Annotated in this window: 22 protein-coding genes; 4 read left to right on the top strand and 18 right to left on the bottom strand. The window is 46.6% G+C overall.

Going from position 1 to position 24,718, the window contains the following annotated elements; all coding sequences use genetic code 11:
* Positions 1–3 precede the first annotated feature (3 nt).
* From A0W33_RS19955 to A0W33_RS19920, 8 genes are all read right to left on the bottom strand, one after another.
* A complete protein-coding gene (locus tag A0W33_RS19955; protein ID WP_068839837.1) occupies positions 4–768 on the bottom strand; it encodes an AglZ/HisF2 family acetamidino modification protein in 765 nt (254 codons plus the stop codon).
* A 3-nt stretch (positions 769–771) separates the two neighbouring features.
* Positions 772–1,383, bottom strand: coding sequence for an imidazole glycerol phosphate synthase subunit HisH (gene hisH / locus A0W33_RS19950; RefSeq protein WP_068839836.1), 612 nt, complete (start codon positions 1,381–1,383; stop codon positions 772–774).
* An 84-nt stretch (positions 1,384–1,467) separates the two neighbouring features.
* A complete protein-coding gene (locus tag A0W33_RS19945) occupies positions 1,468–2,919 on the bottom strand; it encodes an oligosaccharide flippase family protein (RefSeq protein WP_068839835.1) in 1,452 nt (483 codons plus the stop codon).
* Positions 2,916–4,061, bottom strand: a complete 1,146-nt coding sequence (locus A0W33_RS19940; protein ID WP_082815317.1) for a glycosyltransferase family 4 protein — start codon at positions 4,059–4,061, stop codon at positions 2,916–2,918. Before A0W33_RS19940 ends, A0W33_RS19945 begins: the two co-directional genes overlap by 4 nt.
* A 2-nt stretch (positions 4,062–4,063) precedes the next feature.
* Positions 4,064–5,173: a non-hydrolyzing UDP-N-acetylglucosamine 2-epimerase gene (gene wecB, locus A0W33_RS19935; RefSeq protein WP_068839834.1), complete on the bottom strand. Its 1,110-nt coding sequence runs from the start codon at positions 5,171–5,173 to the stop codon at positions 4,064–4,066.
* A 41-nt stretch (positions 5,174–5,214) separates the two neighbouring features.
* On the bottom strand, positions 5,215–6,237 hold the full coding sequence (locus A0W33_RS19930) for a Gfo/Idh/MocA family protein (RefSeq protein ID WP_068839833.1): 1,023 nt from the start codon (positions 6,235–6,237) through the stop codon (positions 5,215–5,217).
* A complete protein-coding gene (locus A0W33_RS19925; protein WP_068839832.1) occupies positions 6,237–6,809 on the bottom strand; it encodes an acyltransferase in 573 nt (190 codons plus the stop codon). Before A0W33_RS19925 ends, A0W33_RS19930 begins: the two co-directional genes overlap by 1 nt.
* Positions 6,809–7,966, bottom strand: coding sequence for a DegT/DnrJ/EryC1/StrS family aminotransferase (locus A0W33_RS19920; protein ID WP_244888610.1), 1,158 nt, complete (start codon positions 7,964–7,966; stop codon positions 6,809–6,811). The genes A0W33_RS19925 and A0W33_RS19920 overlap by 1 nt, the downstream gene beginning before the upstream one ends.
* A 134-nt stretch (positions 7,967–8,100) precedes the next feature.
* Here A0W33_RS19920 and A0W33_RS19915 point away from each other — a divergent pair, with 134 nt between their 5' ends.
* Complete coding sequence (locus A0W33_RS19915; RefSeq protein ID WP_068839831.1) at positions 8,101–8,982, top strand: chain length determinant protein; 882 nt, start codon at positions 8,101–8,103, stop codon at positions 8,980–8,982.
* Between the two features lie 80 nt (positions 8,983–9,062).
* Here A0W33_RS19915 and A0W33_RS19910 read toward each other — a convergent pair whose 3' ends face one another.
* From A0W33_RS19910 to A0W33_RS19865, 10 genes are all read right to left on the bottom strand, one after another.
* Positions 9,063–10,613 carry a bifunctional GNAT family N-acetyltransferase/carbon-nitrogen hydrolase family protein gene (locus A0W33_RS19910; protein ID WP_068839830.1) on the bottom strand — a complete coding sequence of 517 codons (1,551 nt, stop codon included), beginning with the start codon at positions 10,611–10,613 and terminating at the stop codon, positions 9,063–9,065.
* A 167-nt stretch (positions 10,614–10,780) separates the two neighbouring features.
* Entirely contained in the window at positions 10,781–11,437 is a 657-nt protein-coding gene (locus tag A0W33_RS19905; RefSeq protein WP_068839829.1) for a 3-oxoacid CoA-transferase subunit B, read from the bottom strand.
* Positions 11,438–11,453: 16 nt separating this feature from the next.
* Positions 11,454–12,152: a CoA transferase subunit A gene (locus tag A0W33_RS19900; RefSeq protein ID WP_068839828.1), complete on the bottom strand. Its 699-nt coding sequence runs from the start codon at positions 12,150–12,152 to the stop codon at positions 11,454–11,456.
* 123 nt (positions 12,153–12,275) lie between these two features.
* Complete coding sequence (locus tag A0W33_RS19895) at positions 12,276–14,153, bottom strand: DUF389 domain-containing protein (RefSeq protein ID WP_068839827.1); 1,878 nt, start codon at positions 14,151–14,153, stop codon at positions 12,276–12,278.
* Between the two features lie 231 nt (positions 14,154–14,384).
* Complete coding sequence (locus A0W33_RS19890; RefSeq protein ID WP_068839826.1) at positions 14,385–15,314, bottom strand: bifunctional riboflavin kinase/FAD synthetase; 930 nt, start codon at positions 15,312–15,314, stop codon at positions 14,385–14,387.
* On the bottom strand, positions 15,298–15,996 hold the full coding sequence (truB, locus tag A0W33_RS19885) for a tRNA pseudouridine(55) synthase TruB (protein ID WP_068839825.1): 699 nt from the start codon (positions 15,994–15,996) through the stop codon (positions 15,298–15,300). The genes A0W33_RS19890 and truB overlap by 17 nt, the downstream gene beginning before the upstream one ends.
* A gap of 2 nt (positions 15,997–15,998) precedes the next feature.
* Positions 15,999–16,832, bottom strand: a complete 834-nt coding sequence (locus tag A0W33_RS19880; protein ID WP_068839824.1) for an undecaprenyl-diphosphate phosphatase — start codon at positions 16,830–16,832, stop codon at positions 15,999–16,001.
* Positions 16,833–17,054 (bottom strand): DUF3098 domain-containing protein, encoded by a 222-nt coding sequence (locus tag A0W33_RS19875; RefSeq protein WP_068839823.1) that lies wholly within the window; start codon positions 17,052–17,054, stop codon positions 16,833–16,835.
* A gap of 3 nt (positions 17,055–17,057) precedes the next feature.
* Positions 17,058–17,954, bottom strand: a complete 897-nt coding sequence (locus A0W33_RS19870) for a cell division protein FtsX (protein ID WP_068839822.1) — start codon at positions 17,952–17,954, stop codon at positions 17,058–17,060.
* A 104-nt stretch (positions 17,955–18,058) separates the two neighbouring features.
* Positions 18,059–22,558 (bottom strand): translocation/assembly module TamB domain-containing protein, encoded by a 4,500-nt coding sequence (locus A0W33_RS19865; RefSeq protein WP_139237088.1) that lies wholly within the window; start codon positions 22,556–22,558, stop codon positions 18,059–18,061.
* A gap of 65 nt (positions 22,559–22,623) precedes the next feature.
* Between A0W33_RS19865 and tsaD the strand changes: the two genes are divergently transcribed.
* The 3 genes from tsaD to smpB all read left to right on the top strand — a co-directional run bounded on the left by tsaD (position 22,624) and on the right by smpB (position 24,634).
* Positions 22,624–23,631 carry a tRNA (adenosine(37)-N6)-threonylcarbamoyltransferase complex transferase subunit TsaD gene (gene tsaD / locus A0W33_RS19860; protein ID WP_068839820.1) on the top strand — a complete coding sequence of 336 codons (1,008 nt, stop codon included), beginning with the start codon at positions 22,624–22,626 and terminating at the stop codon, positions 23,629–23,631.
* Between the two features lie 112 nt (positions 23,632–23,743).
* Positions 23,744–24,163: a thioesterase family protein gene (locus tag A0W33_RS19855; RefSeq protein WP_068839819.1), complete on the top strand. Its 420-nt coding sequence runs from the start codon at positions 23,744–23,746 to the stop codon at positions 24,161–24,163.
* Entirely contained in the window at positions 24,164–24,634 is a 471-nt protein-coding gene (gene smpB / locus A0W33_RS19850) for an SsrA-binding protein SmpB (protein WP_068839818.1), read from the top strand.
* Positions 24,635–24,718: the final 84 nt, after the last annotated feature.

Below are 24,718 nucleotides of genomic sequence, written 5' to 3'. Positions count from 1 at the left end.
AATTTAAAAAATTTGGCTCTGGCTAAAATCGGCCTCTGATGGATAATTGATTAGTACGGCTCTGTTTTTTCCATGAAAGACAAAGAAGCTCCCAGCAGCTGCTGCAGAAGCTTTACCTAACGTCAGGGCCTCATAGAAGTGCTGTAAATTTCCGGCACCGCCGCTTGCAATGATAGGGATACTTACATGGTTTGAAACCTTTGCAATCAAAGCTATATCGTAGCCAGACATCGTTCCATCTCTATCAATACTGTTAAGCATTACTTCTCCCGCTCCGAGATTCTCAACATTAGCAGCATGTTTTACCGGATCTAATTTAGTGTTGTAGGTTCCTCGTTTAGTATAAACCTGATACTTGCCAAATAGATTCTTTTTTACATCTATGCTTACCACTATAGTAGAGCTACCAAAGACTTGGGCTGCTTCTTTGATTAAGTCAGGATTATCTACTGCTGCGGTATTGATAACAACCTTCTCAAATCCAAGACTTAATATCTTGCTTATCTGCTCAATCTTATGAATTCCTCCACCATAAGCTAGAGGCATAAAGCATTCTGATGCTATTTCAGAAAGTAGATCATAATGAGGCTCCTCTTTTCTTTCAGTCGCCGATATGTCTAAGAATACCAGCTCGTCTACTTCTTTTTCGTTAAATATCTTTAAAGCATTTATAGGATCTCCTATATACTTCTCTTGCTTAAACTTTACAGTTTTAACTAAACCTTCTTCCTTTAGAAGCAGGCAGGGTATTATTCTCTTCCGAAGCATCTTCTAGAGTTTTGCAAAGTTAGTTAATAGCTGCATTCCATATTTATGGCTTTTTTCCGGGTGAAACTGAGTTCCAAATAAGTTGTCATTCATAATGGCAGACGAAAAAGTTGTACCATAAGTAGTTTCTGCCAATGAATTACTACTGTTATTGCACTTCACATGAAACGAATGCACAAAGTAAAAGCGACTTGTGGTTCTATCCATATCCTTAAACAGAGGAGTTTCTTTTTTCAAAGCTATATAATTCCAACCCATATGCGGCACTTTTATACTGCTGTCAGTAAATCGAAACTTTAGCGTATCAGCATCTATCCAACCTAAGCCAGGTAAGGTGCCTTCTTCGCTACCATTAGTAAGCATCTGCATGCCCAGGCATATCCCCAGAACTGGCACCTTTTCTTGCAGGGCCTTCTGCTTTAGTACCGGTAGCAAACCAGAGTCATTTAACTTCGTCATACCATTATCAAATGCACCCACACCAGGAAGCAATATCTTATCAGCCTTTAATATTTCTTCAGGATTGGAAGTAATAGAAGCATTGTATCCAATCTTCTTAAACATGTTCCTGACTGAATTCAAATTCCCTACTCCGTATTCTATGATGGCAATCATGGCAAAATTAAAAATTCTGAGTAATAATGTGGATGACGTTTGTGCGAAAGTAAAGTGACCTATATGCTCTCACTCCATAAGTTATCAAGCCTTCAACTTCAACCTGCTTTTTGCAATTTGAAGCATCTCTTTCCATTCTTGCAAAAATAATAGTATTACCAATAGCATTCCTACTATACCTAGCGATAAAGAATAGATGCTTTGTTCCATAAAAGAATGCACGATAGCACAGCAAAAGGCAATGACTAATGCGCACGTAAATCTACTCCAGGCATAATTGATCTTGAATAATGACTGAGAGTAGAATGTTCTGCTTACAAAAAACACAAAGTATGATAAACCTGTTGCTATAGCCGCCCCTTTAATTCCGAAAGCTGGAATCAGAAGGAAGTTTAACAGAACATTACTTATGAACGCAAACAAGCTGATATATAAGTGAAAATAAGTTTTCTTCTTTAGATTGATCCCGACAACGGTTACTTCTGAAATTGTATACAATACAGGAATAAAAAGCAAGAAGGGGATGATATAGGCAGCTTCGCTGTAGCTATCAGCCAGTATACTAGCTATTATATTTTTGAATAGCATCAACATAACAATTACTGCCAGTAGTGCAGCTGATAAGAAATTGAAAACCTTCGCATAAGTGCCTCTTTCCTCTGGGTTTTTAGAGAACAGTTCATAAGAGAAAGGTACCCAGAACAAATTAAATCCACTCTGTAATAGATTCAAAGCTGCTACTATCTTGAAGCTAGCAGCATATATACCGATGTCTTCGAATGACATGTAGTAACGCAGGAAAAATCTGTCAGATGCCTGGAATAACCACTCTAAAATGAAAGCAGGGACAAAAGGGAGCCCGTAGAAAATGGTTTTCTTGATCAATTCAGAGTCAACAGCTACTACTGCTCTTTTCCATAGTTTGTACTGAATCGATATAGTTATAAGTGCAGAACAGGAGGTGGATATCAGAAATGCGATTATGATAGCTTCATAGCTTTTATGCACTAGCCAAGAATATCCAACTATCAATGTTACATTGAGTACTCCATTGATAATTTGAAGTATGGAGTAGGAGTTGGCACTCTTATACATTCTAAGCGACAATAAGCCAAACCTATATATAACACCGCTTAATAGGGTGAAAACCAGAATAAGAGCAACAGTAACTGGCTCAGATTGCCCGAACATAAGAGTTGAAAGAAAATCCCATGATGATATCACACCAACTCCAATTACAAGTACAAGTAACAGCGGTATAAGTATGGAAGAGCTTAGCAGCGTAGGCCTTGATCTTGTGTTCTCATAGAAAAATCTGCAAAAGCTTTGATCTGTACCTAAAAGAGCAATATTAAGCAGAACGTTGTAAAGAAGGGTGAACATGGACGCGCGTCCAAGCTCTTCAGGCACAATCAGCCATGTGATGACAGGTGTAGTTAAAATATTTATAAATGCTAACCCCCACGTGCCATATGAGAATTGAATAAACGACTTTAATGCTCCGGCTCCAGTGCTTCTCTTATCTTTTACTTTCAAGGTTTTACGTACTGGTCTATATTGTCTTCTATTATCTTTATCTCTTTCTGCAGTACAGTGTCATTCCCACTTTTTTCTTGAATAGAAGTTGCGGCATTTTTTGAAATTTTTAGATACTTGTCAGGATTGTAATACAACACTTCCACTGCCTGGGCAATCTCTTTCGCTGAATTAGTCATGAACCCTGTCTTTTGGTCATCCAAAAATTCTGGAATAGCTGTATTAAATGAAGAAATAGGCACCAAACCACTAGACATTGCTTCACACATCGAAACACCCTGCGCATCTTGACGTGTTGGGCAAAGGAAGATACCATGCTGTCTATGAATTTCAGGGATGCTTGTGTTTTCTACAAAGGTGTTATGGAGGTTTACATTGTCAAACTTCTCTAACTTTTTTGTAAGGGGCTTAAAATATTTCCCCATACCATAGATGCTGAACCTTATATCAGAAAAGAAATCCTTATTACTTAATTCCATAATAGCATCGATAGCAATATCATTAGCGTATTTTTTAGAATTAAACGAGCGGATAAGTAAAATATGCTTTCTCTGATCAGGAGTCTTTTCTACATACTGAAAAATATTGGCATCAATAGGGTTAGGGATCAGGTGGTAATTTTTTACTTTAATTCGTGTATCTGTTTCGGTGATCCCTTTCATCCAGTTAGACACAAAAATAAATGCTACTTTGTCTGTATGATTTGAATAGGATATTAGCTGTCTTACCTTAATCAATTGGAGTGTGTTCTTCAGCACATAATTGCCAAACTGAAGTACATTTCTGAAATTGAAAATTCTCCTGTACCAGCCTAAGGCCTCAGCCCCATGCACCCATATCAACACGGGACAATTTATAGGTTTTATAAAAGCTGATAGCATCCAGCCTTCTACAAAATGAATCAGAATAATATCTGGCTTATATTCAAATATATTTCTGGTTAGCTCCTTTTTGGTTTTGAATGATTTAGCAGGGATACCTTCGTAAGTGAATTCGAAATTTTCTCTCCTTTTGTCCCAGCCTAACACCTGTATATCAAATACATTCTTGTAGAACCTGGCTCTGGAATGTACAAAAACATCACCATACAAGTTGTTTTCGTTGGGATAGTTAGAGTCGATAATGAGTACTTTCTTTCGCATACTTAGCAGTAAACTTCTTTTAAGATCTTCACAATCTGCTTGCTGGTGGTACCATCACCGTAAGGGTTAACAGCGTTAGCCATCTTATTATACTCATGTTCATTTGTAAGCAGACGATAGGCAGAAGAGTAAATACTTTCTCTGTTAGTTGCCACGAGCTTTGCTGTTCCTGCTGTTATTCCTTCTTCTCTTTCTGTTTCATCTCGAATAACAAGCACAGGTTTACCAAGCGTTGGTGCTTCCTCCTGTACACCACCAGAATCTGTAATGATCAAAAAACTTTTGTTTATCAACCATATAAATTTCGGATAATCGAGTGGCTCGATAAGGTGTACATTTTTTATGTCACTGAGAATCTTGGATACAACTTGTCTTACATTAGGATTTAGATGCACAGGAAACACAATTTCACAGGCCTCAAATTCCTCTGCAATATCACGTATAGCATTACAAATGTTTTCAAATGGCTCTCCGAAACTTTCTCGCCTATGCGCCGTGACAAGAATGATCCTCTTTGAAAAATCTATGCCTTCAAAACTGCTAAGTATACTGCTATCGTTGTCCTCAATCAGTTCTAAACCCAGTAACAAAGCGTCGATCACAGTATTCCCTACATCCCACACATTTTGTTTATTAACACTTTGCAGGTTTTCAAAAGCTTTTTGAGTTGGTGCAAAATGATAATCAGCTAATTGGCCTATCATCAATCGATTGGCTTCCTCCGGAAAGGGAGAGTATAAGTTGTTACTTCTAAGGCCTGCCTCCACATGAGCAATTTTAATCTGTTTATAGAAACCAGCTAAAGCCCCTGCAAAAGCAGTGGTAGTATCGCCTTGTACAATGATTAGATCAGGTTTAGATTCTTCAATCACCTCTTTCAGACCTGTAAGTGCATCAGCAGTAATGGCAAACAGGTTTTGGTTTGGCTTCATCAAGTTTAAATCATAATCAGGTTTGATTTTGAAAAAATCAAGTACTTGATCAAGCATTTCTCTGTGCTGCGCAGTTATACAGACCTCTAGATCAAAATCAGGAGTTGCCTCGAATTCTTTAATAAGAGGAGCTAGTTTTATAGCCTCTGGTCTGGTACCGAATATAAATAGGGATTTCAATTTTTGATTGATTTTAGCAAAAGTAGGGAAGAGGAAGAGAGTTAAGAAGCGTAGATTCTTTCTATAATATCTACTACTTTCAAACCTTCAAGCGCGTTGGTTGTGATGGTATTTCTTCCTTTTAACGTATCCACTACATTTTCTATAACATAGTGGTGGTTTTGTGCAGAGCCTTTGTAGGCGCCATAATCATTTCCCGGATTGGTTGGGGCCAGTTCAGGCATCTGGTAATCTTTGATGTGGCAGTACTCCACTTCGTTCATGTACTGGCCGCCTATCTTGACTGATCCGTGTTCGGCAATAATAGTCATACTGCTTTCAAGGTTCTGTCCCCAAACGGAGGTTGAGTAGTTTAAAGAACCCATTCCACCATTTACAAAATCGAAACTAACAAAACCAGAATCTTCAAAATCGGTTAGATGTTGATGGTTAAAATCACTGAACTTGGCCTTAATATTCTGGATATCGCCAAAAAGCCAGTACATGATATCTATAAAGTGCGAAAACTGAGTGAATAAGGTGCCGCCATCTAAATCTTTCTTTCCATGCCAGCTTTCTGTTTTATAATATCGCTCGTCTCTGTTCCAGTAGCAGTTTAGCTGAACCATAAACACCTTGCCCAGTTTGCCACTTTCTATCAACTCTTTTATCCAGGCAGAAGGAGGAGAGTATCTATTCTGCATTACTGCAAACACGTGCTTGTGCACATGCAGTGCTTTGAATATGACTTTCTCTGCATCCTGACGAGTAAGAGCCATTGGCTTTTCTACAACAATGTGCTTTCTTGCTTCCAAGCATTGCATTGCCTGGGAAGCGTGATATCCATTAGGAGTAGCAATATTTATGACGTCAACATCTGCAGCTGATTGTACTAACTCTTCTATAGAGTTATAGAAGGGGATGCTAGATGCCTCACTTGTAAGGTTTAGCTCTGACTTATCTTTGGTGTCAACCAATGCTATCAACTCACACTCTTCATTTCTTAAGATCATCTCGGCATGGCGTTTACCAATGTGTCCTAAGCCAACAACAGCAAATTTTATTTTACGATCCTGAAATGGCATTATTTGATTTTATGTACTTGATTATCCACTAATTGATAAGCTTCTCCGCTTTCGGTACATTCGGCGTAACCAGCATTATTGAATTCCAAACGATGTCCGAACTCACTCATCCAGCCTATCTGTTTTGATGGGTTGCCTACAACCAGCGCATAGGGAGGTACTGTTTTAGTAACAACGGCTCCAGCTCCAACAAATGCAAAAGCACCTATATCATGGCCGCATACTATTGTTGCATTTGCACCAATGGTAGCCCCTTTGCCAACATGAGTTTTAGCGTACTGGCTTTTCCTGTTTACGGCACTCCGGGGATTAATTACATTTGTAAAAACCATAGAAGGACCAAGAAAGACGTCATCATCGCAGGTGACTCCGGTATAGATGGAGACATTATTTTGGACTTTCACATTGTTTCCAAGTATAACATCCGGTGATACTACCACATTCTGCCCAATATTGCAATTATTACCAATTCGGCAGTTCGGCATGATATGGGTAAAGTGCCAGATTTTAGTACCTTCTCCAATGGTGCAACCTTCATCTATGATGGCTGTTTCATGGCTATAGTAACTCATTAATTTAAACCTTTTACTGTAAGGAATTCCTTAATTGCGTCTGTGATATAGTAAAGCTCCTCTTTATTCTGCTCCGTGTGGATCGGGAGAGACAACACTCGAGAGGATAATAGTTCGGAGATAGGAAAGTCACCTTCAGAATAACCGTACATTTGATAGGCCTTCTGTAGGTGTAGTGGCACAGGATAGTATACCATTGTAGGGATGCCTCTTTCAGCTAAATACTGCTTAAGGTCGTCTCTGTCGAAAGAATTACATATCAGTGTGTACTGATGAAAAACGTGCGTGGAGGACGGTAAACGCCTTGGACAGCTCAAAGCTGTGTAATTCCCAAGTTGCTCATCGTAGAAGCAGGCTGATTCGTTTCTCCTTTCGCTGAAACTGTTTAGTTCTTTTAACTTTACCTTCAATACAGCCGCCTGCAACGTATCAAGCCTTGAGTTGACGCCTACAATGTCATGGTAGTACTTAACCTGTTGGCCATGGTTTGCGATCATCCGGATTCTTTCAGCCAAATCATCGTCCTCTACTAACAGTGCCCCACCGTCACCAAAGCAACCAAGGTTCTTTGATGGGAAAAAAGAGGTAGTGCCAATAGTACCTATGGTACCAGCCTTTTTCTTGCTACCATTGCTAAACCTGTATTCAGCACCAATGGCCTGAGCTGTGTCCTCTATCACATAGAGATTATGGTCATGGGCTATTTTCATGATAGCCTCCATGTCGGCACATTGTCCGAACAAGTGAACAGGAACGATGGCTTTGGTTTGGGGCGTGATATGCTTCTCTACAAGTTCTGGGTTTATCAGGAAGGTGTCCTTATCCACATCAACAAAGACAGGTGTAATACCTAGCAGTGCAATAACCTCCGCTGTAGCTACATAGGTAAAACTTGGAACAATGACTTCATCTCCGGGCTTTAAGTCCAGCGCCATCATTGCAAGTTGCAAAGCATCTGTTCCATTGGCACAGGGTACTACATGATTGATGTTGTTGTAAACTGCAAGTTCAGCTGCAAATTCGTTAACGATTGGGCCATTTATATAGGAGGATGTTTTGATAACCTCTGCCATGGCTGCATCAATATCATCTTTTAAATGTAAATATTGACTATACAGATCAACCATCTGTATTTTAATAGGGATTTGGTGACTCATTAAGCTTGTTTTTAGGTTTCAAAAATAGTGAATAATTATACTAATGCAGAAAAACAAAGGGCATTCTTTTAAAGAAGCTATTATATTTGTTTTCTGTTCAAGCACATTTTCATTCACTATAGGCCTTTTACAACATGCAACAAATTGAGAGAGATGAGATTGATCTCGCTGATGTCTTTCGCTACATTGGAAGATTTTTCAGTAAGATAAATAGGGGAATTCAGTACAGTATTGATGCGGTTATTTCTTATAAGTATGTAGTTTTAATCATATTTGGTTTAGGTTTAGGGTTGGCTTTTTTAGCTTATAGTTTCACAAAACCCTTCTATACCTCCTCCATGACGTTAATGCTGGCAAACATCCGTAACGAGTTTATGGAGAATCAACTAAACAACCTCACGGTGATGATTGAAGAGGACAACTATGAGGCTGTTGCAGAAAGATTGGACATTAGCCTTGAAGCGGCCCAGCAAATAAAGGAGATGAGCTTTACCAGTCTAGACCAGGAAAGGATTGAGGAAGACAGTGTACTAACGGGCTCTCCTTTTCAGGTGCAGTTGGCTTTGTATGATAACAGGTTATTTAGTGTAATGGAGCCTGCCATTGCCAGCTTCTTGGAGAGTAACCGCTATTTTTCTAAGCAAAAGCTGATAAAGCAACGGCAAATGTCAAGTATGATTTCTAAGTTGAAAGGAGAGATTGCCTCTATAGATAGCATGAAAACTACTGTAGGAGAACCTAGGGGCCCCGTAAACGGTTTTGTTTATGGTCAGCCCATCGATCCAACCAGTTTGTATCGTGAAAGCATCACCATGTATGAGCAACAGGTGGAGTTGGAGGCTGATCTGGAGCAACTGGAAAACGTAGAGGTAGTGACTGGATTTACACCAAGGCTGCGCCCAACTGGTCCAAGTTTGAAAAAGTACTTGGCAATAAGTGCAATAATTTCGCTATTGATTGGGCTTATTGTAGCCTTAAATCTTGAAAGCAAGAAGCGGAAGAAAATGTCATACTAAAAGTATAAGTATAGGATGCAAAAAGGGCCACCGCTAAATTTTAGCAGTGGCCCTTTTTGTTGAATGATTAGTTTAAAAGACTACTCATCCTTCCTGGCAACCCAGTGCAGGTTGTAGAGGTCTCTTCGGCGGTCCTTCAGGTTGCGTACACTTCCTGCTGTGTTAAGATCCTTCAGCAGGTCCAGGTCCAGGTCAGCAATCAAGGTCATCTCGGTATTCGGTGTGGCTTCTGCTATCACGGCATCGTGCGGAAAAGCGAAGTCAGAAGGAGAGAAAACAGCCGATTGTGAATACTGGATGTCCATGTTCTCCACCTTCGGCAAGTTGCCCACGCTACCCGTAATGGCTACGTAGCACTCATTTTCGATGGCACGTGCCTGTGAGCAAAGGCGCACACGGAGGTAAGCGTTCTTCGTATCCGTCCAGAAAGGAACAAATAGAATCTTCATGTCCATATCCGACAACATACGCGCCAGCTCCGGGAATTCAACATCGTAACAAATCAGGATGCCGATCTTGCCGATGTCGGTATCAAATATCTTGAGCTTATGGCCGCCGCGCATACCCCAGTAATGTGATTCGTCCGGCGTTACGTGCAACTTGTACTGTGCGTCGTAGGTGCCGTCGCGGCGGCAGAGGTAACTCACGTTGTAGAGTTTGTTATCGTAGTACTCCGGCATGCTGCCCGCTACTATGTTGATGTTGTAGGAGAGTGCCAGGTGAATCATACGCTCACGGATTTCTGCAGTGTACTCTGCCATACTTCGTATGGCCTCAGATGGAGACTCCTCGTTAGTAAGCGCCATCAACGGGGCATTGAAGAACTCCGGGAACACCACAATATCTGATTTGTAGGAACTCACCGTGTCTACGAAGAACTCTACCTGCTGCATGAAATCGTCGAGGTCCTTTACGGCGCGCATCTGCCACTGCACAATGCCAATCCGCACAACCGTTTTCTTGCCGCCGATCAGTTTTTCTTTCTCTTCGAAGTATACATTTATCCACTCCAGCAAAGTAGCGTAGGCACGGGAATCCGTATCGTCCGGCAAATAGCCTTTCAGAATACGACGTACGTGGAAGCCATTGCTCAGCTGGAAGGAAAGCACCGGGTCAGACAGTTCCTTGTTGCGCACCATCTCGATATACTTGGCTGGTGTCAGGGTGTCGGCGTAGTCTTTGTAGCCGGGTATGCGGCCACCGGCGATGATACCGCGCAGGTTTAGCTTTTCACAGATCTCCTTTCGGGCATCGTACAAACGACGGCCGAGGCGCAGGTTGCGGTATTCGGGGTCTACAAACACATCAATACCGTAAAGCGTATCACCCTCGGGGTCGTGGGTTTTGAAAGATCCCTTATCGATGATCTGGTCGTAGGTGTGTTTGTCGCCATAGGCGTCGTAATCCAGTACAAGGCTAAGTGCCGCGGCAACGACCTTGCCGTTGTCTTCAATACAAATCTGTCCGTCCGGGAATTTCTTGAGCAGGTTGGAGAATTCTTTGCGGGTCCAGGCGCCATCTATGCTGGAGTATACCCGTTCCATGATCTCCTGTACTTCCTTGTAATCTTTTAATTCGAGCTGGCGCAGCAGCAATCTATGTTCAAAACTTGTTTCTTCTTTTTCACTCATAATCTATAGGTGTGGTCATACTTGTTGCATTATATACGTGCACCAAGTATATATTTGATATGCTATTCTGAAAGAACGCCTGTTGCAGGTGGCGCCATATTACAAAATTAACGAAAAAAGCGCAGTTATGTAACTGCGCTTTCAAGGCGAAGACAGCCAGTGGTGGCTTATACGTCTATCTCCGGAATCTCGCCCTCTACAATTAATTTGCCTGCGGTAGCCGCCTTAATATCTTCCACTGTTACACCTGGAGCGCGTTCCAGTAGCCTAAAGCCGCCGTCTACCACCTCCAACACAGCCAGGTCTGTTACAATTTTCTTCACGCACTTTACGCCCGTAATGGGCAGGGTGCACTCCGGCAGCAGTTTGGAGGAGCCGTCCCGGGCGGTGTGTTGCATGGCTACAATGATGTTTTTAGCGGAGGCCACCAGGTCCATGGCGCCGCCCATGCCTTTTACCATCTTGCCCGGTATTTTCCAGTTGGCAATGTCCCCACTTTCTGAAACTTCCATTGCGCCAAGTATAGTCAAGTCCACGTGCTCCCCCCGAATCATGCCGAAGCTGTCGGAGGAACTGAAGATGGCAGAGCCAGGTAAAGTGGTTATGGTTTGCTTGCCGGCGTTGATCATGTCGGCGTCCACCTGCTCTTCGGTAGGGAAGGGGCCCATGCCCAGCAGGCCGTTCTCCGACTGTAGCACCACCTCAATGCCCTCGGGCAGGTAATTTGCCACCAGCGTCGGAATACCGATACCCAGGTTCACATACATGCCGTTTTGTACTTCCTTCGCGATACGTTTCGCTATCCCGTGTTTATCTAAAGCCATATGGTTCTCTTTAAAATTAAGCAGTTCTTACTGTACGCTGTTCGATGCGCTTTTCGTAGGCTTCGCCCTGAAAGATGCGCTGCACAAATATTCCTGGCGTATGAATCATGTTCGGGTCCAGCTCGCCGGCAGGCACCAGTTCCTCTACTTCGGCTACCGTTATTTTGCCTGCAGTGGCCATCATAGGATTAAAGTTGCGCGCCGTGCCTTTGTAGATTAGGTTACCGGCAGTATCGCCTTTCCAGGCTTTCACGAAAGCAAAGTCGGCTTTCAGCCAGCTCTCAAGCAAATACATTTTTCCGTTAAACTCTCTGCTTTCCTTGCCTTCACCCACTTCGGTGCCGTAGCCGGCAGGGGTGTAAAAAGCGGGTATGCCTGCGCCACCGGCCCTGATGCGCTCTGCCAGCGTGCCCTGCGGGGTAAGCTCCACTTCCAGTTCGCCGCTTAGCAACTGGCGCTCAAACTCCGCATTCTCCCCCACATAGCTTGAGATCATTTTCTTTACCTGGTGCTTCTGCAGCAGCAGGCCAATGCCAAAGTCATCTACGCCGGCGTTATTCGAGATACAGGTGAGGTCCTTTACCCCAAGGCGCAGCAGTTCTTTAATAGAGTTTTCCGGGATTCCGCACAGGCCAAAGCCGCCCAGCATCAGCGTCATGCCGTCCTGCACGCCCTGAAGCGCCTCCTGGGCATTCTTTACTGTCTTATTTATCATAGTTTTTAACCAGTTGTGTTGTAGGTAAGTTATATATAAAAAGTGCCATATCGAAATACTATCGCTATTTTATGGGTGATAACCGTTTCGTACTAGTAACGCAAAGCATGGTAAAAGAGCTTTTTACCTTTTCATACTTACTGTTATTTCCAACTGCACATTACGACCCAGTTTAGAGGTAATTGCTCTTTTTACCTTTACCAGATCCGCATTGTTGATCGGCTTGTCAGAGACCAGCCGTACATTCAGCAGCATGGGGTTACCGCCCCGGATGACTGATACTTCCCGAACAGTAATGTCCTCTACCTTATAATTGCTAAGCGAGCGCATGACGTTGCTTTCCCGCACCATCGTCAGGAAGCCCAAGCCTAACGGCACACTGACAAGTATAACAACAAGCAGTGATATAAGCAGTCCCTTCTTGGCGAGGTGAAATGGACTGAAACCTAAAAGCATAAAGGTGCAGGAGCCGGCAAGTATTATACCGGCAAGGTTGGTGGTGAAAAGTAAAAGCGCTCCCGAAAACACGTTCCAATCACCCCAGCCGATACCAATGCCCGATACCGATAAGGGCGGAACCAGCGCGACGGCAATGGCCACACCGGCCAGGGTTTTTGCTATTTCTTTACGGGCATGCGCATAGGCACCCGCCACGCCGGAAAATATCGCTACCCCCAAATCCAGCAGGTTTGGCCTGATGCGAGCTATAATCTCTCCATTCATGGTTTGCAGTGGCGTGATAAGCGTAAGTAAAATGGCAGCAAGGTAACTTAGCAGCAAACCAAGGCCAATCGTTTTGGCACTGCCGGAAACAAGTTTTTTGTCCTGCCGCAGCACCCCCATCGACATAGAGATGATCGGTGCCATCAGCGGTGCCAGAATCATTGCCCCGATAATCACAGGGGAGGAGTTGGAGAATAGGCCCAGGGTAGCCAGCAGCGTCGACAGCACCATCAAGGTTAGAAACGGGCTTGTGGCCCGGGCATTTTCCCGCAGCGTAATAAAAAGATCCCTGAATTCTTCTGTTGAGGCATGGTACACCCACGAGAGGGGCTTTGCCACAATTTCCTGTAGGTATGCTTCTCCCTTCGGTAACTTGCTCACTTTAAAAACTTCAGTGGGATCACCAGCCTGCGTGGCCACATCCAGGTGCCTGCCCGGAATGATGTGAAAGGCATCCTCCAGCACATGCAGCTCAATTCCCCTGGCGCTCATTAGGTTGTTGTCCTGTGCGTAGTCTATGGGCTCCGGGCTTTCGATTACGATTTTCTTCGACTTGATGTGGCCGATAAAAGACGGCAGTTTACTTCCTTTGTTTTGGTCGAATACTGATTTCACATAGAACTTAAGGAGTTGTGTGATGCTCTTTGGCGCAAGTATGAGGCTGTGCATCCTGCCGTCGTTTATGTAGGAGTCTTTAAGCAGCTGGCGTGAGAGCAGGTTACTTTTGCCGTGCAACACTGCAATGATGCCTAATGCCGCTGTTTTGATGGGTGCTTTGCCGTCAGCGGTGATGGTGAAAGCCTGCGGTACATACGTTTGGGAGCGGGTGAATACCCGCTTAATCTTTTCGAAAGCAGACATGAAGCTGCTTTTGGCCACACTGCCCGACATCATGCTCATGCTGTCTCCAATCACAACCTTATTGAACACCGGCCGCCCATTACAGAGCAGCATATCGGCTTTGGAGCTTTTTTCGGCTGTTTCGATGTCTTCTATTGCCTGCAAAAGGTTGGCAGCCACGCCATAGCCCTGCCGGGCCTCCCGCATGAACGGGTGGGGGAGCATGCCAATGGTACAGTTTTTACCCATAGCCAGCGCAACCAGTTCTGCCAGCAGCTCATCGCTAAGGTAGGTTACAAAGCGGGTATTTTCTGTTAGATGCTTTTTGGAAGTATGGTAGGCAACAGAGTTTATATGGTGCGACCGGAAAGCAGGTATAATTTTTTCATGCACTGTTTGCTCCTCCAGGGGGTCATAAATAAGCGTCAGTTCATTCATGTAAACAAATCAAGGGTTGTGGGTGCCATTGGCGATACAAAGCAGCCAAGCCAGGAGCCGCCGGTTAACGATAGGGAGACAGCTTTGGGTAAGGACGCTTTGGCAAATCATACTATACGGTATCGCTGGCAGGTGCAGCCATTAAATACAACCCCAATCTTTGTCTTCTGGCATAAAAAAAGCGGCTATGAAAATAGCCGCTTCCTTATTTATACTTCAAACTGCAATAGCCTATACCTGCAGCAGTTGTTTCGTTGCCTCTTTGTCTTTTTCCAGCTGAGCCTGCAGTCCCTCCAACCCCTCAAATTTCCGCTCTTTGCGCAATTGGTCCACAAACGCAACGGTGAGTGTCTGGCCGTAAAGGTCGCCGCTGAAATCCAACAGGTGTACTTCCAGCGTTAGCTGCTTTCCATCCACTGTTGGGCGCAGGCCAATGTTCATCATGGCCGGATAACGCTGCTCCTGCACCACGGCCCAAACTGCGTACACACCGTGTCCGGGTATGAGCTTATGCGCGGGCGGCATAGCCATGTTGGCTGTTGGGAAGCCAATGGTGCGGCCAAGTTTCTGCCCTTCCTCCACGGTGGAGGTGATGCTGTAGTGGCGGCCCAGGTAGCTGTTGGCTGTTTCGATATCGCCGCTTTCCAAAGCACGGCGGATTTTGGTGGAACTCACGCCCACATCGTCCACGTCCTGGCGTGGAATTTCCTCCACTTCAAAGCCATACTGGTCGGCGCGGGCTTTGAGGTGCTCAAAGCTGCCTTCCCGGTTTTTGCCAAAGCGGTGGTCGTAGCCAATAATAAGAACCTTGGTGCCAATGGCACGCACAAGTATATCTGTGATGAAACTGCGGGAGGTGGTACGGGAAAACTCTTTGGTGAACGGGATAATCAGCAGGTAGTCAATGCCCAGCGAACGCAGGTGCTCAATGCGTTCATCAATGGTTGAGAGCAACTGGAGGTCGTTGTCTTCCGGGAAGAGCACCAGGCGGGGGTGTGGCCAATACGTAATAACCACGCTCTGACCACCGCTCTGCCGGGCGCGTTCGAGCACGCGGCGCAGTATTTTCTGGTGCCCCACATGCACCCCGTCAAAGGTGCCGCTGGTGACAACCGGAAAGCTTAATTGCGGAAAATCAGCTATATCACGGATTACTTCCATTCGCGTCCTCCAGCTGCTTTCGTCTTATTTCTACAATATCCTCAATGGTCAGCGCATCAGCTAATTTATACTCCCCGATGCGCGTGCGCTCCAGTTTAGACAGGTGCCCGCCCACGCCCAGCTTCTCGCCCAGGTCATGCGCCAGGCTGCGGATGTAGGTGCCCTTGCTGCAAACAACCCTGAACGCCACCTCCGGCCCGTTTATACTTGTAATGTCAAACGCATCAATGGTAATTGTGCGCGGTTTCAGTTCTACGGCTTTGCCTTTTCGGGCCAGATCGTAGGCGCGCTTCCCATCTACCTGCACGGCAGAGTAAATAGGCGGGATTTGTTCGATGGTACCAACAAAGGTCTGTGCGGCAGCTTTAATTTCTGCTTCAGTTAGGTGGCTGCTGTCGCGGGTTTCGGTTACCTCAGTTTCGCGGTCGTAGGAGGGGGTGCTTTCGCCCAGGCGGATAATGCCAGTATACTCTTTCTCCTGTCCCTGAATTTCGTCGATGCGCTTGGTATACTTGCCGGTGCAAAGTATAAGCAGTCCGGTAGCCAAAGGGTCGAGGGTGCCGGCGTGGCCTACTTTCTTTACCCGAATGGTGTTGCGCACTTTTTTAACCACATCAAAGGAAGTCCAGTCGAGGGGTTTGTTCAGGAGCAGTATTTCGCCTGCGGCAAAATCGTAAGGCATAGTTATACAGTTAATTCGTAACCCATGGCCAGCAGCGTCAGCAGCACCACGCCAAGCGCGATGCGGTAATAGCCAAACATCTTGAAGCCATACTTGGTCAGGAAGTTAATAAAGAAGCGAATGGCCAGCATTGCTACCACAAACGCCACCACATTTCCAATCAACAGCAGTTGAATATCATTGGGATCGATGGCTGCAAAGCTGTTCTGTATTTTCTCGATGTCCAGTTTCAGTACATCGGATATTTCCAGCTTCAGCAAATCCTCCACAAACTTATAAGAGGCGGCAGCCAGCATGGTTGGCACGGCCAGGAAAAAGGAGAATTCCGCCGCAGTTTTCCGGTCCACGCCCTGTGCCAGGCCGCCAATAATGGAGGCTGCTGAGCGCGAAACGCCCGGAATCATGGCAATGCACTGAAACAGGCCAATCACAACCGCATTTTTATAGGTAATCTCCTCTTTATCTGAGTGCCTGAACCATTTATCCACGAACAGGAGCACAATACCCCCCAGCACCAGCATGATGGCTGTTACTACCACGCTCTCCAGCATGGCATCTACCACTTCTTTGAAAGCCAGGCCAAACACAACGGCCGGAATAAAAGCAACAAGCAGCTTTGTATAGAAATTGAAACTCTGCAAAAAGCGGCGCCAGTACAGCACCACCACCGACAGAATTGCCCCAAACTGTATGTTCACCTCAAAAACTTTCGTAATCGGGAGTTCATTGATGCCCATCAGGCTGGAAGCGATAATCATGTGTCCCGTAGAGGAAACGGGCAGGAACTCGGTTAATCCTTCAACAATGGCTAAGATAATAGCCTGCCATACACTCATTTAATCCTGCTTTTTGTCCTTGGCCATGATGGCGAAAATTTCAACGGCAAAACCTGCCAGCACTACTAGCGGTCCGAGCGTGATGCCCAGGAATCCCAACCCGTAGGGCTCTGTATCCAACGACATGATGATAAAGCCAACAATCAGCAGCGCAATGCCAAGCAGCATCAGGCGATAGTTCTTGCTGCCGAAAGCGAGCTGCTTCTTTTTAGTTTCTTCCATTTGTTAGTATAATTCGTCTAGTGACATGCCTAAATATTTTCGTACGGCCCTATAGGAGCTCATGAAGCCTATGATAAGCCCCACCACCACAAGGGCACCCATCAAGATGTACGTCTGCTCGTCGTTGCGCAGCAGTTGTAGCTCCGTCACCTGTGTATATGCGTACTGCATCAATCCAAAGAGCAAGGCAGAAGCAAGGATGCCGCTCATTACACCCTGCCAGGCGGCTCTGTTCAGGAACGGGCGCTGGATAAAGAACGAAGTAGCCCCCACTAATTGCATGCTCCGGATAAGAAACCGCTGCGAGTATAAGGCCAGTTTAATGGTATTGTTGATCAGAATGGTGACTACGAGCACAAGTATGGCAGCAAAGCCAAGAAGCACAATGCTTATCTTTTTGATGTTTTCATTGATTGATTCGATGAGGCTCTCCACGTACTGCACCTCGTGCACCCCGTCAATCGACTCCAGGTCTACTTTTATACTTTTAAGCATGGCTGAGCTGGAGTGGTCGGCATCAATTCTGAGCACATAGGCGTCGCGCAGCGGGTTGTCGCCCAAAAATTCCATAAAATCCTCGCCTGTCTCATCTAAAAAGGCCTTGGCCCCTTCTTCCTTAGACACGAAGCGCACCTGCGCGGTGTCGTTTTTGTAAGCGATAAACTCTTTGGCGGCAAAGGTCTTCTGCAGGCGCACCAATTGCACCTCAGTCAGGTTGCGGTCCAGGTACACCTGCATCTCCAGGCTCTCCTTCACCTTCTCCGACAGCTTGCCGGCATGAATCAGGAGCAAACCGAACAGCCCGATCACGAAGAGGGCCAGCGTAATGCTGAACACCACCATGGTGTGCGGGTAATTACCTAATTTTTTCTTTTTTACGTGTTTTACTTTCGTAGCCATACCTGTTGCCTCCTCTCGCAAAATTAGAAATATATTTCTAATATGCAGGGCATCCTTCAAGGGGAATTAAAAAAGCCTGCTCCGGTTGGAGGCAGGCTTTTTAGTTACAGTTCCAAACGTGGGTCAGAATCAAGTATGATGCGGTCCCTTTCCTGCTCCAGTTGCTCCCGTTCCCTTTTGCGCCGCTCACTGCCGAACAACTCCCGCAGGCTGTCGAAGCGTTTTGTGTGGAGCAAACTGATACTTTGGCTTTGGGTGATGCGGCCCGTGTAAATGTTGGGCGTAGAATTATATTCCAGCCGGCCCCGTAGCTCGCCCGTCCTGGAAATATAGTAATCTAATGTCCAGTCGCCAACATAAGAGGATGTTCCCCTGGTCGCATCGTCAGGGCCGTTGTTAAAGCCGGACTCGTTCGTCACGCGCAAACGGCCCTGCAGGAAAGTATAACTCAGGCGCACCTGCAGCGACGACAGCGCGTCTCGGCCAATGTTGCCCAGGCCAATGTCAATCTCCAAGTTACTGTCGAGGTTACTCAGGAAATTGTTTAGCTGGCTGGACAGCAAGCTACCCAAACTGCCGCCCACGGCACCGGCACCTATGCTGCTGTCGAAGGCAAGCGTACCCTGAGGCGAGAGGCGCTGCAACACGAGAAGGCTGAACACCTGGCGGTTCAGCTCACTTTCATCACTTTTAATGGAGTTAATCAGCGAATATAGCCTGGTCTGAACTCCTTGGGGCAACTGCTCAAAGCCAAGACCAAGTTCAATCTGGGGCGTGAGCAATGAGCCATTTAGCTCAATTACAGCCACAACCGGATAGCGTCCCATAATTTCGTCGCCATCCGCAGTTGTGGGAAGTAAGCCGCTAAACGAAGCCATTTGCGTGTAATGTGCCGTTATATCCATCGTGCCGGCAGTCGGATCGCCGTTCCAGGTGATCGTTCCTCCTGGTACCACCTGGAACTCACGCGTAATCAGTCCTTCGAGCAGGTTCAGGTTGTAAGCGCCCTCTGTAATCTCGAAGGTGCCGTACATGTTAAAGTCGCCGCGGGTGTCAATTGTCATCTGAATATCGCCGTTGCCTGATCCTCGGATCACATCACCTGTGGTGCGGTCGATGATGATCTCGAAGTAGGCATCGTCCGTCACATCCAGGTTAAAGTCAAGGTTAATACCGGAGAGGTCCACGCGCTGGTCCTCCACTGCCACGGCCACACCAGTGCTGTCAGAAATGTTCCGGTTAACGAAGGAGATAAAGTCTTTCCGGGATACTTCCGTCTGGTTGTCCAGCGGCAGCACGATGCGTGTGTTCTCCTCGCTGCGGGCATCAATCTTTACCTGCAGGTTATCTACCGGCCCCAGTACGCTAGCGGTGCCGGTGGCAAAAGCAGTTCCGTAGAAGAGCTCGTTCTGATTTTCGGTAGTGTTTAGCACCATAAAATCGCGGAAGCGCGCCTCCAGGTCCACTACCATGTTGGCAAAGCCGTCATGTGCAATACCGCCGGTAATGGTTCCTGTGTTTCCGTAAATATCATGCAGCTGTGCATTGCGGAAGTTGATGCTGTTCGGTCCAAAGTAGATGCGGTCGTCAAAGCGGTACGTCGTATTCAGGTAATCGAAAGTGAACTGCCCGTTTGTCACCATCACCGAGCCCTTCAGGATAGGATAGTCGAGGCTGCCAAGTATGCGGATGCGTCCCTCCATATCGCCCCTTAAATCTGAAACCAATCCGCGCAACACTGGTTCTGCCAGCTTCAGGTTTGCCTGGTCCATTACCGCCAGCAGGTCCAGTTGGTCTTCTTTAGCTGCCGGGTTGTAGTTACCGCTTACCGTCAGTACTTTTTTTCCTTCGCGCTCAATGGCCACGTCCACCACAGCCCGCTGCTGTGCCTTCAGCCATTCGGTGCTGCCCACAATGTGGCCGATGAACACCTGGTCGAGATAGAAGGAGTCGATACGCATGGAAGCATCCAGCTTCGCCTCATCATACAAGTCCTGCACCAGCAATTCACCTGTCATTTCACCGGCTATGTCCATGGCGATGAGCGGGTTCAGGTTGTTCAGGTTGAAATTCTCCACATTCACCAACAGACGGCTGTCGGGGTCTTCCGAAACAGTGCCTTCTGCCCGGATCACCTGGTTCAGGTTAGTGAGCGCAAAGTCTTCAAATACCAATCTCCGGCCGCCCTCGCTGATGTAGAGCGTGTTGCCCGGCACAAATGCCCAGGGGTTCTGCTGCAGGGTAATGTTCGATTCATCAAAAACGATCTGCACCTGGCTTGGCAGAAAGTTTAAATCGCCAGTGATCAGAGCGCGGTTATTTTGCTCAGGCTGGCGCACGCTGGTGGCAAAGTTTATGGTCCGTTCGCTCCAGATGCCCTCTACGTAAAAGTCCTGTGTGTTTCCTACGCCCGGCAGGTCTTGTTTTTGGGAGGTGAAAAGTGCGGCGGCCAGCACATCAGGGTTATCCTGCAGTTTGGATGTATTCAGTTCAATGGCATTGCCGTAGAGGCGGTAGTCATCATATACAATAGTGTCGATACCGGCGTATAGTTCCAGAATTGCGGTATTGCCATAGCGGAAGGACCCTTCCACTTTAGAAAAATCTGAAATGGCCAGTTCCGGCGCAAAGAGGTCGAGAAGGGGATTGACGTGCTTTAAATATAACTCGTATTGCACGGCATATTCCCCACTGGCAAGTGTATTTGGCTTTCGGTTATAATAAGCGGTAGTCGCTGCCTCATCGCTTTCGAAGTTCAGCCTGTACTCCTGTGCCAGCCGCTGAATGTCATCAATCAGGGTAGTATAGTCAAAGTTGCCGTTCACGTTCAGCGCCAGCAGGTCGGAGGTAATGTACAGGCTCCGCTCGCCACCCGCTATCTCAGAGCGGATGAGCACCGAGTCGATTGGGAGCTGGTTGCCTTTGTAGATCACATAGGCACTATCGAACTTGGCTGTTCCTTCGAAATCATCCAGGGCCAGGCCCCTGAAGTTCAGGTTCGCCTCTGCACTGATAATAAGCGGCTCCTCAGACAGCCTGAGCGCCTGCAGGTTTACGCGCTCCAGGTCAGCCATCATATTGAATGCTTTTTTCTCATTGGCCAGGTTCACTTCCCCATTTGCTGTGAACATCAGATTAGGGTCGTTGATGGAAACTTCGCCGGTGAAGACCTGCTTGTTCAGTACGCCGTTTGCTTTAATATTCTGGTAATTGTAGCCGAGCAGTTGGAGCTGGCCAACCTCGGCATTCAGTTTCACATTGGCATCCTGTAGCGTAAAGCCCGAACCCTGCAGGCGCCCGCTCATGGAGATCGTCTTGAACTGATCTTCCTTATCCAGCAGGCGGCCCAGGTTAAAGCCGTTTGTGGTCACAAAGCCACTGTAGGAGGAGCGGCGGGTGTTGTCGTCTATTTTTAGGTTGATGTCTGACTTTACCTTGCCCAGGGCTGTATTGAATTCCCCGTTTGCCACGAAGTCGTTGTAAAATCCAAGGAAACGGCCTTCCAACGCTACTTTGCCAAGGCGTGCGGCCGTTTTATAGGCATCGGCAGGCAAAAACTGCTGCAGGTCTTTGGCGCTGATGGTAGAGGGCTTCAGGCGCAGGTTGGCAAAGGTCTCTTTGAAGTTAGGGAGACCGTCTGCACTTATGCTTCCAACGATGTGCGTGTTGTCGCCGTAGGCCAGGTCGACGTTTGTAGCATTAAAATCTGATACTAGCCCTTTAAATTGTAGCGAGTTTACCAGCAGTGTCTCATCGTATTCCCGCATTTGCGGGGCGAATACGGCAATGTCCTGTGAGTATACTTTGGAGTCTATTAACTCGGCATTTATGCGCACACTGTCGATAAAGGTGCCGAAGTCGCTGATGGCGTTATAATCGAAGCGCAGGTAGTGCTGCAGGTTGCTCTGGTTCAGTTGCAGGTCCAGCGCATCCCACTCCATAAACGTGGGGGCGTAGGTTAAGCGGGTGTCCAAGTTGTGCAGCCTGGTTTCGGAGCGGGTTTCAAGGGCGGTAAGGTCTGTTACCTTCACCCGGAGTGTGTCTTCCAGGGCTATTTCGCTGAAGCGCCCGTTTAAATTGGCAACCGACAGGTGGCTGTAATCGATGCCATACTCGGTTGGCGCCTCGTTAAAGTTATCGTACGTAAACCGGCCATCTTTAATAATAAGCTCCCCAAGTTTAAAGTTGAACGGTTCAGCGGGCTTGGTGGTGTCCTTCACAAAGAGATCGCCCAAGGCATCAAAAAAGCTGCTCAAGTTAAGGGTGTCGCTCCCCTGGTACTGCACCAGGTTGGCCCGTGGCTCCTGTAACGTAAGTGTGCTGATGGAAAGGTTGTTCAGGTCTAAAAGGGAGAAGGCATCGATATCGGCTTCGGCCCGGCCCACATAGAAAAGTTCTTTATCGCGGTTGTCCTGCACCTGCAGTTTTTCGAGTACCACCCTCGAGAAAAATTCGATGTCTACGCTGCCGATGGTTACTTCATGCTGGGTAGCCTCCGACAAGTAGGCGGCTACGCGCTGCGCCACCTTCGTTTGCACAGCCGGAAACCGAATGGCGACGAAAACGGCTGCAAACAGCAGCAAAAGGAACAGGAAAAGCCCCAAAACTATTTTTAGAATAGCTTTTCCTATAACTTTGAAGTAATTTGTTGACTGTTCCTTTTCCAATAATGACTGAACCTACAATCTTAGCAATAGAATCTTCTTGCGACGAAACCTCGGCCGCGGTAATCCGCGGGGGCAAGGTGTTGTCAAATATAGTAAATACACAGGCTGTACACGAACAATATGGCGGTGTGGTTCCGGAGCTAGCCTCCAGGGCGCACCAACAGAACATTATACCGGTGGTGGCACAGGCGCTGCAACAGGCAAATGTAGAAAAAAGTGAGCTAAATGCAGTTGCCTTCACGCGTGGCCCTGGCCTGTTGGGCGCTTTACTCGTCGGCTGCTCATTTGCCAAGTCGTTTGCGCTGGGGCTGGATATTCCGCTGATTGAGGTAAACCACATGCAGGCCCACATACTGGCCCACTTCATCGATGAACCTACACCGCAATTTCCGTTCCTATGTTTAACGGTTAGCGGCGGTCATACGCAAATAGTGCTGGTAAAAGACCACCTGAACATGGAGGTGATCGGTCAAACAACCGACGATGCAGTGGGAGAGGCCTTCGATAAAACAGCCAAGATGCTCGGCCTGCCGTACCCAGGTGGCCCCATGCTGGATAAAATGGCGGCAACCGGAAACGCAGAGGCATTTGAGTTTCCGGTGGGCAACATGCCTGAGTATAATTTCTCGTTCAGCGGCATCAAAACGTCTGTTTTATACTTCCTGCGGGACAGGGCAAAGGAGAACCCGAATTTTGCTGCGGAAAATATGGCGGATATCTGCGCCAGCGTGCAGAAAACGCTAATCAAGACACTCCTTAAGAAGCTGGTGCAGGCATCGAAAGATCTGAACATCAAAGAAATTGCCATTGCCGGAGGTGTGTCAGCGAATTCAGGCCTGCGTAAGACACTGCAGGAGTATGCCGGCAAGTATAACTGGAAAATATACATCCCCGCTTTTCAGTATTGCACCGACAATGCCGGTATGATCGCCATAGCCGCCCACTTTCAGTATCTGAAGGGCGATTTCGCTACTCAATACGTAAGCCCGGAGCCAAGACTGAAGATATAGTTGTTCGTTTATCGTTATTCGCGTTCTGGAAATGATCAACTGCATGTGTGGCTTTGAAAGCAATGTGATGAAATTCATTACCAAGAATAATAATTCAAATTGACAGACGGAGATGCGAACAACGGGAAACGATAAACAAACAACGCCCATAAAACCCGGCGATATACGTACGTATAGCAAACGGATAACTACAGCCGATTTCGCTGCCTTTGAGGATGGGTTGGTACATGCCGTTTGCTCTACCTTTTCGTTGGCTCAGGCAGCGGAATGGGCAGGCAGGTTGTTCGTGCTGGATATTAAATCAGCGGATGAAGAGGGGATAGGCACCTTTCTGACCATCAACCATAAAGCACCTGCTTTTGAAGGGAATGATGTAGTCATTACTGCCACTTTAACCAAGCATGAAGGGCATGATGTAATTTGCTCTTTTGAGGCAAAAGTGGGTGACAGGGTTGTGGCAGACGGGGAAACGGGGCAAAAGATTTTGAAAAAAGAGAAACTAGCCAGAATATTGGCGCCGAAACAAGTATAAATGGCGAAACAAGAGAAAGACAGAATAAAGAAGCACGTTAACATTGTTAACCGCAAAGCTTCTTTTGAATTTCAATTTATAGATAAGTACACCGCCGGCGTAATGCTGAAGGGCACGGAGATCAAATCGATACGCGAAGGCAAGGTGAACATGCAGGATGGATATTGTGTGTTTACGAACGGCGAGTTGTGGCTTCATAATGTGCACATCTCTACCTATACCGAAGGCACCCACTTTAACCACGAGCCGGTGCGCACCCGAAAGCTGCTGCTGAAGAAGTCAGAGCTAAGTAAACTTGAGTCGAAGACGCAGGAGCAGGGCGTAACCATAATTCCCACACGCATCTTCATAAGCGACCGTGGTTTTGCTAAAGTAGAGATTGCACTGGCTAAAGGTAAGAAGCTGTACGACAAGCGACAAGATATTAAGGAAAAGGATATAAAGCGTGAAATGGACAGAAGCGGGTTTTAGCACGCGAAACGTGCAATTAGGAATGATGAATTACGAATTATGAATTAATTTTCATTTGTAGTTCTCCTTTTTTCAGCTCTGCAT

The organism is Pontibacter akesuensis, assembly GCF_001611675.1.
GTDB lineage: Bacteria > Bacteroidota > Bacteroidia > Cytophagales > Hymenobacteraceae > Pontibacter > Pontibacter akesuensis.
This window is presented reverse-complemented; position numbering and strand designations above follow the sequence as displayed.

Excerpts from the sequence above, each read along its gene's own strand:
- A0W33_RS19955 (WP_068839837.1), bottom strand. The coding sequence starts at position 768 with ATGCTTCGGAAGAGAATAATACCCTGCCTGCTTCTAAAGGAAGAAGGT.
- hisH (WP_068839836.1), bottom strand. The coding sequence starts at position 1,383 with ATGATTGCCATCATAGAATACGGAGTAGGGAATTTGAATTCAGTCAGG.
- A0W33_RS19940 (WP_082815317.1), bottom strand. The coding sequence starts at position 4,061 with ATGCGAAAGAAAGTACTCATTATCGACTCTAACTATCCCAACGAAAAC.
- A0W33_RS19930 (WP_068839833.1), bottom strand. The coding sequence starts at position 6,237 with ATGCCATTTCAGGATCGTAAAATAAAATTTGCTGTTGTTGGCTTAGGA.
- A0W33_RS19925 (WP_068839832.1), bottom strand. The coding sequence starts at position 6,809 with ATGAGTTACTATAGCCATGAAACAGCCATCATAGATGAAGGTTGCACC.
- A0W33_RS19920 (WP_244888610.1), bottom strand. The coding sequence starts at position 7,966 with ATGAGTCACCAAATCCCTATTAAAATACAGATGGTTGATCTGTATAGT.
- A0W33_RS19915 (WP_068839831.1), top strand. The coding sequence starts at position 8,101 with ATGCAACAAATTGAGAGAGATGAGATTGATCTCGCTGATGTCTTTCGC.
- A0W33_RS19910 (WP_068839830.1), bottom strand. The coding sequence starts at position 10,613 with ATGAGTGAAAAAGAAGAAACAAGTTTTGAACATAGATTGCTGCTGCGC.
- A0W33_RS19905 (WP_068839829.1), bottom strand. The coding sequence starts at position 11,437 with ATGGCTTTAGATAAACACGGGATAGCGAAACGTATCGCGAAGGAAGTA.
- A0W33_RS19900 (WP_068839828.1), bottom strand. The coding sequence starts at position 12,152 with ATGATAAATAAGACAGTAAAGAATGCCCAGGAGGCGCTTCAGGGCGTG.
- A0W33_RS19895 (WP_068839827.1), bottom strand. The coding sequence starts at position 14,153 with ATGAATGAACTGACGCTTATTTATGACCCCCTGGAGGAGCAAACAGTG.
- A0W33_RS19890 (WP_068839826.1), bottom strand. The coding sequence starts at position 15,314 with ATGGAAGTAATCCGTGATATAGCTGATTTTCCGCAATTAAGCTTTCCG.
- truB (WP_068839825.1), bottom strand. The coding sequence starts at position 15,996 with ATGCCTTACGATTTTGCCGCAGGCGAAATACTGCTCCTGAACAAACCC.
- A0W33_RS19880 (WP_068839824.1), bottom strand. The coding sequence starts at position 16,832 with ATGAGTGTATGGCAGGCTATTATCTTAGCCATTGTTGAAGGATTAACC.
- A0W33_RS19875 (WP_068839823.1), bottom strand. The coding sequence starts at position 17,054 with ATGGAAGAAACTAAAAAGAAGCAGCTCGCTTTCGGCAGCAAGAACTAT.
- A0W33_RS19870 (WP_068839822.1), bottom strand. The coding sequence starts at position 17,954 with ATGGCTACGAAAGTAAAACACGTAAAAAAGAAAAAATTAGGTAATTAC.
- tsaD (WP_068839820.1), top strand. The coding sequence starts at position 22,624 with ATGACTGAACCTACAATCTTAGCAATAGAATCTTCTTGCGACGAAACC.
- A0W33_RS19855 (WP_068839819.1), top strand. The coding sequence starts at position 23,744 with ATGCGAACAACGGGAAACGATAAACAAACAACGCCCATAAAACCCGGC.
- smpB (WP_068839818.1), top strand. The coding sequence starts at position 24,164 with ATGGCGAAACAAGAGAAAGACAGAATAAAGAAGCACGTTAACATTGTT.